We start from the raw sequence: 12,803 nt of genomic DNA on the forward strand, positions 1-12,803 counted from the left end.
CCTCAGAAATGAGGGCTTTTTTTATGGATTAGTTTTTTTTGAATGATTTAGAATTTTTTTAATCAATAATTCAACAAGTGTTGAAAATTTTACACATAAATAAGGCTATTTATTTCTTTTTTTAATCTTTTGATGGTATTATTACTCATTTCTCAATAAATTAAAGGTATGTGTTTTTTTTTAATAAAAAATATGCTAGATTTGTGAAATTATTACAAAATATTGAAAAAGTTATGAAGAAAATTTCTATTTCTTTCTTTTTCCTTTGTTTGTTTGCAATGATCCATGCACAATGGGCCCCTGCAGTATATAATGGAAAAGGAGCTAATGATGGCTCAAAATCAGACAGCTATTACTCTTTGGACATTTCACAGCTGAAATTGCAGCTGGCCAAAGCAGATGAAACTGGTAAAAATGCAAAACCAGTGATCATATCTCTCCCTACCATGAATGGGAAGATTGAAAAATTTGCAGTCTACAGCTTTCCGGTTGTAGTCAAAGAGCTCGCAGATCAGTATCAGCTGGGCTCTTTTGTTGGAGTAGGGATAGATGATCCTTCCAAATACTTAAGATTCAGTTTGGCACCTAATGATTTTCAATCCATGATTATTCAGGACGGAAATTATGAATTTATAGAACCTGCCAATGCTGCAAAGACGATTTACAGAATTCATCCGAAAACAGGAAAAGACAAAAAAGGATTCGTATGTTCCACTGAGGAAAGCGAAGATGCCAGACATGATATAGATGAACTTCGCGAGAAAGGAAAGTCCTTCTTTAATCAGCCTACTGACTTTGCCAAAAATTCAGATAAAAAATACAGAACTTTAAGACTTGCTCTTTCGGTATGTGGGGAATATACACAATACCATGGAGGGACTGTAGCTGGGGCGCTTGCTGCGATGAATGCTACTTTGACAAGAATCAATGGAGTTTATGAAAAAGATTTCGCACTCCATCTTAATCTACAGAATTATCCGGGGTTAATTTATACTGATGCTGCCACAGATCCTTACTCAGCAACGCAGGGTGGAACTGCCAACGGGATTGTGGGATGGAACTCTCAGGTGCAGAATGTGATTACGGCAGCAGTAGGAAATGCCAACTATGATATAGGACATTTGTTTTCTCCTCCGGGAGCCGGTGGAAATGCCGGATGTGTAGGCTGTATATGCCGAGATAATACTGTTCCTACTTCTAATGATAAAGGATCAGGATGGACATCTCCGGGAAGTAATCCGCCAACAGGAGACAATTTTGATATCGATTATGTGGCTCATGAAATAGGGCATCAGCTTGGTGGAGTACACAGTTTTTCTTATGATCCACCACAATTGGGATCTGCTACCAGTGTAGAACCTGGTTCAGGCTCAAGTATTATGGGCTATGCAGGGATTACAGGACCTACTACCGATGTACAGGCACACTCTGATCCATACTTTAATGTCACTAATATTACAGCTATTCAGGCGAATCTGATCAACAAAACATGTGATATAGAAACAACCATTACCAATACACCACCGGTAATCGCTGCACTTCCAACCTACAATATTCCAAAAGGAACCGCTTTTGTCCTTACAGCATCAGCTACAGACGCTGAGAATGATCCTATGACGTTTAACTGGGAGGAAGTAGATATTGCCAATGAAGTCATTAATAATGCTAACTTAGGAAATACAACTTCAGGTCCTTCTTTCAGATCTGTAGCCCCAACGGCTAGCCCAACACGTTATTTCCCTAGATTGTCTTCAGTGCTTGCAGGCGTTTTAAATAATGCCAACAGCCTTTGGGAAGCGGTATCTACAGTAGCGAGAACAACTAAGTTTACCGTTACCGCCAGAGATAACAATCCAGCTGCCAATCAGCAGCAGACCCAATCTGCAACGCAGACGATTATTGTTGGAAACAATGGACCTTTTAAAGTAAATCCAACCGTAATATATAACAACGGACCTACCAATATAACCTGGGATGTCGTGAATACCAACGCTGCACCTTACAATGCTCCCAATGTAAAAATAGATTTTACCACAGATAATGGAACGACATGGAATGTTGTAGCGGCCTCAACACCGAATGACGGAAACCAGGCTGTAGATTTTACTGCCTTTCCTTTAACAGTGGGAGGTACAGCTAAAATCCGTGTAAGTGCTATCAATAATGTATTCTATGCAATTGGGACGGCTTCCATAGAAACGCTTCCTATCTGTACAACTACTGCACCGGGAGGAATTGTGGTTTCGGCCATTACCCAAACGCAGGCAACGATAACCTGGAATGCATCATTTAATGCAACCTATGTTTTCCAGTACCGTCTTGCAGGAACTACAGCATGGACAACAGTTACTCCGGCACCGACTACCAATACAGTAACGCTTTCCACACTTACGGCAGGAACTCATTATGAATTCCAGATCGCCAATGTATGTACGGGAACGCAGGGTGCTTTTTCACCGGTTTCAACTTTTGTAACCCTATACTGTGCAGCAGCTTCTACGAATACAGATAACGGATATATTTCCAATGTAACCGTAGCAGCCACAAACTCATACACGATGAGTAATACGTCAGCAGCGGCCAATTATACAGACTATTCATCCGATGCTACAAAACTGATCACACTGGTTCGCGGATCAAACAACAACAGTGTAACGATCGCCAAATCATGGCCGGCAGCTGTATCAAGCAAAGCCGTAAGTGTCTGGATAGATTTTAATAAAAATGGTACTTTTGAAACGATTGAAAGAGTTTTAAACGCCGCAAATAATACAACGACTCCGGTTACTGCAGCATTTACTGTACCTGCCGGGGCATACTCAGGACCGCTTACAACCCGTATGCGTGTTGTGCTGAGAGATACTGCCAATCCTGCCGCATGTGGTAACTTTACGAATGGTGAAGTAGAAGATTATGCAGTGAAATTAATAGACCAGCCGGCATGTACCAATGCTGCACCATCTAATATTACTATAACAAACCTTACTCCAGCTACCGCCGACGTTTCATGGTCGGCATCCACCGGGGCAACTTATGTGTTAAGATATAGAAAAGTAGGAACTGCCACGTGGACTACCGTGGATCCTGTACCTGCTCCCGGAAATACCTACACCATTCCGGGACTTACTGAGCAGACTCAATACGAAGTACAGATTGCAACAAAATGTAATGGAACTCAGGGAACATTCTCGCCTTCCACACAATTTACAACGCCTCCTGTTACGTACTGTCCGATGACAGGTACCGGAACCAACGACCACATTTCAAATGTAACCGTTACTTCCATAAACCCGGCGCTTGCAGTAATGAACAATACAACGGTACAGAACAACTATACGAGTTACAATACACCGGCTACTCTTATTACCCTGGAAATAGGTTCTGTTGGGAATAAAATCTCAGTAGCAAAAGGATGGACAGGGGTAACGAGCAGCGATGCCGTGAGTGCCTGGATCGATTTCAACAGAAACGGAGTTTTTGAAACATCAGAACAGATTTTAAGTTCTGCTTCGAATACTAATACTCCTGTTACCGCTAATTTCGGAGTTCCTGCAGGAGCGTATAACGGACCGCTGAACACAACCATGAGAGTGGTATTGAGACGTTCAAGCGCTCCTGTAATGTGTCAGAATGCAGTAAACGGGGAAGTGGAGGACTATGCGGTAAAACTGAGACCATGTAGTACAGGTACCCCTACCAATCCTACATTTACAGCAGTAACTCATAATTCAGCGGTTATTAACTGGACAGCGGCAACCAATAACCTGAGTTACCTGCTTCAATACAGAGTACTGGGAACTACTGCTTGGACATCTGTATATGTAACCACGGTTCCTCATACCTTAACCAATCTGATTCCTTTTACTACGTATGAGGTACAGATTGCTGCCAATTGTGGAACTTCAACAGGTAGCTTTACAGCGATCAGAGCATTTACTACCAAGTGTGATCCTACGCCTCCGGGGGTTTCAGTAACGAATATCACAACCAACTCAGCATTGGTTACATGGACACCCTTAGTGACAGGTTCAAGTTATATGATGAGATGGAGAAAAGTAGGTGCAGCAGCATGGACTCTTGTCAATTTGCCGGCTCCTCCTGCCAATACGTATCCGCTAACTAATCTGGATCCATATACGAAATATGAAGTACAGGTAGCGAATCAGTGTACAGGAGATCCTAATCCTAATCCATATTCAAATCCTGTGGTATTTACGACCCTGAGAACATGTGAATTGCCTCCTCCGGGATTGATGATAACACAGCTGACCCCAACATCTGCTGAAGTTACTTGGGAAGGATTTACAGGAGCAACCTATATCCTTAGATACAGAAAAGTGGGTATTCCAAGCTGGACTAATATTCCGGTAGCGACTAATGCTCATACGATAACAGGATTACTGGAAGATACGAAATACGAAATGCAGGTAGTGAATATCTGTAACGGTACGCCGGGAACTTATACACCTCCGTATTATTTCACGACACCAACTGTGATCTACTGCCAGATGTCTTCTCAAAATTCTGTGAACGAACATATCGCTAAAGTTACAGTGACGCCGAACGGAAGACCTAAAATGGAAAACGCTTCGGGACCGTCCAATTATACAGACTATACAGGAGTAACAGCTACATTCATAGAAATGGTTCAGGGATCTTCCGGAAACCAGATCACGATTGAGAAAAAATGGAACGGAACGAATCATGACGAAGGTATTGCTGTCTGGATTGATTTCAACAGAAACGGATACTTCGATATAGATGAAAGAGTATTCACCTCACCTCCGAACACAACAAGTCCTGTGACAGGAACATTCAGCATTCCGGCTGATGCCTTTGTAAGCATGACAACTTATAAATATGTTGTGATGAGAGTGGCATTGATGAGAGACGGTGTTCCGGTGAACTGTATGAGATTTGCCAATGGGGAAGTAGAGGATTACTCGGTAAGAATCTCTAAACCTGCAACAGCCAATCCGGTGAACCAGACGGATATCATGATTTATCCTAACCCGGTAAGCTCCGTGTTGTATGTGAAAAATATCAGCAAAAGAGCGAAGTATAAAATCTACAATGCAGCAGCGCAGATTATTGGTCAGGGTATTTTATTAAACAACCAGATCAATGTCGCTAAACTGATTAACGGTGTTTATGTAATAGATATCGAAGACAACGGTAAATCCGTACAGAAGAAATTTATCAAAGAATAATATATAAATCTCAAACACAGAAGCCCTCAGGAATGGGGGCTTTTTTTATGGTCTATTTTGGGTGATTTTTTTACGCTATAATTTACAAATGGTGAATTTTTTTTACGCATATCATTGTTTTTGATTATGTTTTTATTATTAGCCTCTTTTTATTGCTTAATAGTTATGTATTTAGCCTCTTTTATTTATATTTGCTAAATTATATATTAAAATAATAAGATTATTGTAATTTCCTTATGAATTTGGAAAAGTCTTTTGTTTTACAATCCTATGAATGTTTAATAATACATGTGGGTAGTTAGGGATTAGTATATTTTTATAAAATATTTGATGATTAATGGATAAACAGCTGGCTTATGCATATCCACGGATCAAAAAGGAATTAGATAATTCACAACTTATATATAGAAAAAGCTATGACTAGAAATTACTCTTTTTTACTGAGGTTATTACTCCTTGTCCTTATTGGTTTTATAACAAGTGCATGTATTCCAACAACCTCACCTTTTCCATATAACGAAAGTTTTACTGCTAACAATGGTAATTTTACTTTTGTAAATGGTACCCAAACTAATAAATGGTTGTACGGTACTGCAGCAGGAAATCCACCCAGTGCTATTTATATATCCAACACGGGTGCAGCGGCCAATAATTATTCTTTAACGGCTGCCAGTATTGTGCATGCCCACAGGGATATCAGTATTCCCGCAGGCACGGCAGTTTGCAGCGTATCGTTTGATTGGAGAGCTGCAGGGGAGAATGCTCAGGACTACCTAAGAATCTGGCTTGTTCCTACCAGCTATACGCCAGCGGCGGGAGTACAAATTACCCCGGTAGCAGGAAGAATAAAAGTAGGGAATGATTATAATGGGCAGAGTACGTGGCAGACTTATATTAATACGAATGTGAATTTAAGTACTTTTGCCGGGACCAATACGCGTCTGGTTTTTGAATGGACGAATAATGCCAGCGGCGGGACTCAGCCACCAGCTACCGTAGATAATATCCTGATTACTTCCTGCATGCCTCCTACCGGACTATCCGTAGCCGCAGTTACGCCCACTACCGCCAACCTCAGCTGGACCGCGCCCATTCAGGCACCGGCCAATGGGTATGAATACTATCTTTCAAATGTAAATAATGCCCCTAATAACGGAACAGCTGCGACAGGAACTTCAAGTAATGTTTCTGTTACCGTATCACAACTGGCGGTAAACACATCCTACTTTTGGTGGGTACGTTCTTTATGCGGTCCAACAAATAAGAGTGCCTGGGTACCGGGTCCTGGCTTTACAACAAAAATATGCAGTACAACTACACCTGTAGTAGCAATCAATGGCATTACTTTTAATTCAGCTTCTGTAACCTGGCCCCTGGATAGTGGAGCAGATTCTTATCAGATCAGATACAGAGCTGTGGGTACAGCGGCATGGATTACTGCAAATCAGCCACCAGCATTACCTCCGGCAGCCACAAATACGATTAACCTAACGAATTTATCACCGGATACTTTATACGAAATAGAAATAGCTGTAGTGTGTAATGGTGTGACAGGAGCCTATTCTCATAATGAATTTACAACAAAATGTAATCCGGCACCTCCGAATGTCACGGTAAGTAATATTACAGCCAATTCAGCTTCAATAGCCTGGTCACCGGTAGCGGCGAACCTTACGTATAAAATGAGATGGAGAGAAGTGGGAACCATCCCATGGAACCTTGTCAATTTACCGGTACCTCCTGCAAATACCTTTAATCTTTCAGGTCTTGCTGCCGGCAAAACCTATGAAGTTCAGATAACAAGCCAGTGTCCTCCCGAAACGTACTCAACTCCAAAAGTATTTACGACGGAAAGAACCTGTGATTTGCCTCCTTCAGGTCTTATGATTCTTCAGCTTCTGCCTGCATCAGCACAAATCACATGGGATCCTTTCCCAGGAGCCACTTATATTTTGAGGTATAGAAAAGTAGGGATTCCGAGCTGGACAGAAATTCAGACGCCTAATAACACTTATACATTAACGGGCTTAATAGAGCTTACTAAATATGAACTTCAGGTGGCTAATATCTGTAACGGCACACCTGGCAGCTTTACCCCTCTGTACTTTTTTACCACGCCTACAGTACAGTATTGTGGTATGGCGTCAGGAAGTTCAGCTGGAGAACACATTGCAAAAGTTACCGTAAAACCGGCCGGCAGACCTCTTATGGAAAATTCATCAGCTGCATCAGTCTATACGGACTATACAGGAATTCCGAAGACCGCTATAGAGCTGGTTCAGGGCTCTGCCGGTAATGAGATCACCATAGAGAAAAAATGGACTGGCACAAATCATAATGAAGGAATTGCAGTATGGATAGATTTCAACAGGGACGGCGAATTTGGTATTGATGAAAGAATATGGGTTTCAGGTCCAAACAATGTAACCCCTGCTAAAGGAACATTTAGTGTCCCGGCCAATGCATTTGTAAGTATGACTGATGATAAATATGTGGTCATGAGAGTTGCGATGAAAAGAAACGATATTCCTTTGACATGTACGAACTTTGCGGAAGGGGAAGTGGAAGATTATAAAGTGAGGATCTTTAAAAACGGAGTATTTAATCCGGTTAATCAGAATGATTTCCTGTTTTATCCAAATCCGGTAAGCACCGTGCTGAATGTCAAAAATATCAGTAAAAGCGCTCACTACAAGCTTTACCATGCAGGTAAACTGATTGCAAGCGGGATCTTGTTAAATAATAAACTTGATGTGGGCCAGTTAGTCGGTGGAGTATATGTAATCGATATACAGGATCAGGGGAATTCGATTCAGGGGAAATTTATCAAAAGATAAACCTTACATTTTAATAAACAAAAAGACTGTTCGATAAGGACAGTCTTTTTTATTACCAGAAAAATTGAAATTTTATCTTTAAGAATCAGGCACATAAGGTTCATATTCCCGGTTTTTACGACAGGTATTAAAAGCCTCGTCAGAAATAATTCTGACGAGGCTTTTTTTATTCAATACTGAAGATGATCCGTTCGGTCTGTTCCTTAAGATCCTCCAGGTTAGTATTGTTGTGTATAATGCAGTCTGCCAGTTTGATTTTATCCTTTTCAGACATCTGTTTTTCCATGACGGCTTCTACTTCTCTGTAGGTCTTTCCGTCCCTGTCCATCACTCTTTTGGCTCTGATATTATCTTCTGCAGTCACCAGAAGAGATTTGTAGCATTGTCTGTTCAGTTTTAATTCAAACAGAAGTGCTGTTTCTTTAAAGACTAAATATTTCGTCTGTTTTTTCAGCCATTCTTCAAAATCGATCTTTACAGCGGGGTGTATGATTTCATTTAATTCGTGCAGCTGTTCCTTATTGTTGAAAACCTTTTCTGCGACAAACTTTCTGTCGTAAAGGCCATTGGTATCATAAGCTTCCTCGCCAAGGAGTTCTTTGATCCTGATCTTTAAGTCTTCACTCTCATTCACGATCATTTTTGCCCTGTCATCGGAATAATAAACCGGGAATCCGAACTCTTCAATGAAGTGGGCTACGGTCGTCTTTCCTGAACCTATACCACCGGTAAGCCCGATGATCTTGGGTGACGGTTCCGGTTCTGCTTTCTGGGTCTCTGAATGTAATTCTTCCATAATCAAAAATTAATATCCAAAAACATCATTAAAACTGTGGACCGCGTCCAATCTCACTCCTTTTTCAGTCATTTTAAGACTGGCCAGTTCATTATGGGCATCGTGCTCAAAGAACAGTAAATATTCGTTATCTACGCACTGTTTCAGGAACTTTCCTTTCTCTTCCATAGTAAGAAGAGGTCTGGTATCATATCCCATCACATACACCTGGTTGATATGTCCTGCAGTAGGAATAAGGTCTGCTGCGAAAACAATCGTTTTTTCCTGGTACTGGATCACCGGAAGCATTTGTTTTTCCGTGTGTCCGTCTACAAAGATCACATCCATTTTCAGATCAGGAGCAAAACCGTAATTTCCTGTTGTAGGAAGAGGTAAGTAGTTAAGCTGCCCGCTTTCCTGGATCGGAAGGATATTCTCCTTCAGGAAACTTGCTTTCTCTCTTGGATTGGGTTCTGTAGCCCATTTCCAGTGGTTTTCATTCGTCCAGAAATGTGCGTTTTTAAAAGCCGGTCTGTATCCGGTTCTGTCGTCATTCCATTCAATAGCGCCACCACAGTGGTCAAAGTGAAGGTGTGTAAAGAATACATCCGTAATATCTTCTCTTACGAAACCGAATTTCTTTAAATTTTTATCAAGACTGTCATCTCCCCAAAGCGAATAATGCCCGAAGAATTTATCATCTTGTTTATTGCCGAGACCACAGTCCACAAGGATCAGTTTCTTGCCGTCTTCTATAAGCAGGGATCTTGTTCCCAGTTCGATCAGGTTTTTTTCGTCTGCAGGATTGGTTTTTTCCCACAAACTCTTTGGGACGACTCCAAACATGGCACCGCCATCCAGTTTAAATTTTCCACATTGTATTGGATATAGCTTCATATATATTTTGATTATTATTTCTTTATTAATTTCATCTTTTCAGCGATCTTTCTTCCGTTCTCATCTGAGTTTTCCAGCTCCGAAATGATATTTTGATAATCATGATCCTTCCTGTTCTGAGAAAGTTTCTGTTTGATAGATATTTCTGTCGGAAATATTTTCATTCCGAAAGCACCTTTCATTTCCTTTTCCACAAATTCGCGTCCCATATCTTTGACCATCATCGGACATTTCTGGAAATTTTCGTATTTGGAAGTTAATTTTTCCAGATGACTGTACAGCTCATCGTTATTCATCAACTGTACTTTTCCATGGATCTGTACCGCTTCATAATTCCATGTCGAAACATTGATATGATCATACCAGCTGCTCGAAATATAGGCATGCGCTCCCAGGAAATCACAGAGCACTTCATCGCCGTCCTTGATGGTCTTTGCCTGAGGATTCGCTCTGGAAATATGAGTTTCCACATAGATATTCTCTGGATCATCTTCATTAAGCATCATCATCGCATGGGTCGCTCTTATTTTATCAACTGAAGAAATAAGTAAGGCAAATGCGTTTTCCCTGATGATTTCTTTCATCAGATTGTGATCTTCGCTTCTGTATAACTTTGGAATAAACATAGGTTGTTAAAATAATTCTCCAGGGATTTTTGGTCTGGTTATGTTTAAATGCTGATAGGCCTTGTCGGTCACTTCTCTTCCTCTTGGTGTTCTGATGATGAATCCTTCCTGAATCAGAAACGGTTCGTAAACCTCTTCCAATGTTTCAGGATTTTCAGCAATGGAAGTCGCCAGCGCGGAAATTCCCACCGGTTTTCCTTTGAAGTTTTCAATCATGACACGCATGATTTTATTATCCATTTCATCTAAACCGAATTCATCCACATTAAGAGAATTCAATGCATATTTTGTAATGTTGATCTCTATTTCTCCGTTCCCTTTAATCTCAGCGAAATCACGTACCCTTCTTAGCAGAGCATTCGCAATTCTGGGAGTTCCACGGCTTCTTCTCGCAATTTCTATCGCTGCATCTTCATAAATCTTACATCCTAAAACCCTTGCACTTCTCTGGATAATCATCGATAAAAGCTCAACCGAATAATATTCAAGTCTGCTTTGAATCCCGAATCTCGCCAGCATCGGCTTTGTCAGCATTCCGCTTCTTGTCGTAGCTCCCACCAAAGTAAAAGGATTCAGCCCGATTTGAACGCTTCTTGCATTAGGTCCGGTTTCCAGCATAATGTCTATCTTATAATCCTCCATGGCAGAATACAGATACTCTTCCACGATAGGAGACAGACGGTGGATTTCGTCAATAAAAAGAACATCATTTTCCTCCAGATTCGTCAATAATCCTGCTAAACTGCCGGGTTTGTCCAAAACAGGACCGGAAGTAATCTTACAACCTACTCCAAGTTCATTGGCTATAATATTGGCTAAAGTGGTTTTACCCAGACCCGGCGGACCATGAAGAAGAACATGATCAAGGGCACCACCACGTCTTTTGGCAGCACTTACAAAAACTTCAAGGTTTTCCAAAGTTTTTCTCTGCCCCGCAAAGTCCTTAAAACTCTGGGGACGGATCTGCTCCTCCTGCATAAGCTCATCATGCGAGTAGTTTTCCTTATCTGGATGTAAAAAATCTGGCATTAATTCATTTCATTTACCTCAAAGATAACAAATTTAGACTAAGGTTGAGGTTTAGACTGTGAAATTTCAGGGATAGAAAAAAGGCTGAGATAGAGGCTGAGGTTGAGATAAAGGCTAACTTGGATTTAGAGGATTAATATATTTTAAGTATTTTTGAGAGTAAATTAATTATAAACAAGCGGGAGCTTAATCTTAGATCAATGAAGTTAATAGGACCCTTTAAGCAGATTGTAACTTTAGCAGGCCTTCCACTGAGAGGGAAATTATCTGATGAACAATTACAAGTTATTACGGACGGAGGAATTGTAGTGAATGACGGTAAAATTCAAAACATCGGAAATTTCGAAGCACTGAAATCTGAAAATCAAAATATAGAGACTGAAACCATTGAAGGAGAGCAGATTGTGCTTCCTGGGTTTGTAGATGCTCATACGCATATTTGTTTTGGAGGAAACCGTGCCAATGATTTTGCGATGCGTAATGCAGGGAAAACCTATCTTGAAATTGCAGAAAGTGGTGGTGGAATCTGGAGTTCCGTACAGCATACAAGAAATGCTTCAGAAGAAGAATTACTTAGAACTTTACTGGAAAGAATCGGTTTCCTGGTATCATTGGGAATTACGACGATTGAAATAAAAAGCGGTTACGGATTAGATGTGGAAAACGAGCTGAAAATGCTTAGAATAATTAAAAAAGCACAGGATCAGACGAAAGCTAAATTAGTTCCTACGTGTCTTTCCGCGCACCTGAAGCCAAGAGATTTTGAAGGAAGTAATACAGAATATTTAAACTATATCCTTACTGAAATTTTACCTAAAGTAAAAGAAGAAGGATTGGCCAAGCGTGTAGATATTTTTATCGAAAAATCTGCGTTCCAGCCGAAAGAAAGTAAAGATTTCCTTCTTAAAACTAAAGATTTAGGTTTCGATATTACGGTTCATGCAGACCAGTTTACACCGGGAAGTTCAAGAATTGCTGTGGAAGTAGGAGCGAAATCTGCAGACCATCTCGAAGCAACTATTGACAAAGATATTGAGTTTTTGGCACAGTCAGATACTGTAGCTACTGCACTTCCGGGAGCAAGCTTAGGATTAGGGGAGAAATTTACACCTGCCAGAAAATTACTGGATGCCGGAGCGATTGTAGCCATCGCCAGTGACTGGAATCCGGGATCTGCACCGATGGGGAATTTAATTACCCAGGCTTCTATTTTAGCAACATTTGAAAAACTAACGACCGCTGAGGTATTGGCCGGAATGACTTTCCGTGCTGCCTATGCATTAGGTCTTGAAGACATAGGAAAACTGGAACCCGGTAAAAAGGCAGATTTTGTCACTTTTAAAACCGACAATTTCCAGAATGTTCTTTACAATCAGGGAAGTCTGAATGCAGAACATGTGTATATAGACGGAACTCAAATTCATTAGAG

7 protein-coding genes are annotated in these 12,803 nt (G+C 40.8%); 3 read left to right on the forward strand and 4 right to left on the reverse strand.

What is annotated here, in order from left to right:
* Window positions 1–233 precede the first annotated feature (233 nt).
* Together BUA72_RS00780 and BUA72_RS00785 are read left to right on the forward strand one after the other, a co-directional pair.
* Window positions 234–5,210, forward strand: coding sequence for a GEVED domain-containing protein (locus BUA72_RS00780; protein WP_072921362.1), 4,977 nt, complete (start codon window positions 234–236; stop codon window positions 5,208–5,210).
* 416 nt (window positions 5,211–5,626) lie between these two features.
* The gene (locus BUA72_RS00785; protein WP_083544091.1) at window positions 5,627–8,047 is read left to right on the forward strand and encodes a fibronectin type III domain-containing protein; all 2,421 of its coding nucleotides are present in this window, start codon (window positions 5,627–5,629) and stop codon (window positions 8,045–8,047) included.
* Between the two features lie 166 nt (window positions 8,048–8,213).
* Here BUA72_RS00785 and coaE read toward each other — a convergent pair whose 3' ends face one another.
* From coaE to ruvB, 4 genes are read right to left on the reverse strand one after another with little or no spacing between them, the layout of a single operon-like run.
* Window positions 8,214–8,843: a dephospho-CoA kinase gene (gene coaE / locus BUA72_RS00790; protein ID WP_034723338.1), complete on the reverse strand. Its 630-nt coding sequence runs from the start codon at window positions 8,841–8,843 to the stop codon at window positions 8,214–8,216.
* Between the two features lie 9 nt (window positions 8,844–8,852).
* Complete coding sequence (locus BUA72_RS00795; RefSeq protein ID WP_034723340.1) at window positions 8,853–9,719, reverse strand: MBL fold metallo-hydrolase; 867 nt, start codon at window positions 9,717–9,719, stop codon at window positions 8,853–8,855.
* 14 nt (window positions 9,720–9,733) lie between these two features.
* Window positions 9,734–10,345 (reverse strand): FMN-binding negative transcriptional regulator, encoded by a 612-nt coding sequence (locus BUA72_RS00800; protein WP_072921366.1) that lies wholly within the window; start codon window positions 10,343–10,345, stop codon window positions 9,734–9,736.
* A 6-nt stretch (window positions 10,346–10,351) separates the two neighbouring features.
* A complete protein-coding gene (gene ruvB / locus BUA72_RS00805) occupies window positions 10,352–11,374 on the reverse strand; it encodes a Holliday junction branch migration DNA helicase RuvB (protein WP_072921368.1) in 1,023 nt (340 codons plus the stop codon).
* Window positions 11,375–11,574: 200 nt separating this feature from the next.
* Here ruvB and hutI point away from each other — a divergent pair, with 200 nt between their 5' ends.
* Window positions 11,575–12,801 (forward strand): imidazolonepropionase, encoded by a 1,227-nt coding sequence (gene hutI / locus BUA72_RS00810; RefSeq protein ID WP_072921369.1) that lies wholly within the window; start codon window positions 11,575–11,577, stop codon window positions 12,799–12,801.
* Window positions 12,802–12,803 lie beyond the last annotated feature (2 nt).

Source organism: Chryseobacterium sp. OV279, from assembly GCF_900128945.1.
In the GTDB taxonomy this organism is placed as follows: Bacteria; Bacteroidota; Bacteroidia; order Flavobacteriales; family Weeksellaceae; genus Chryseobacterium.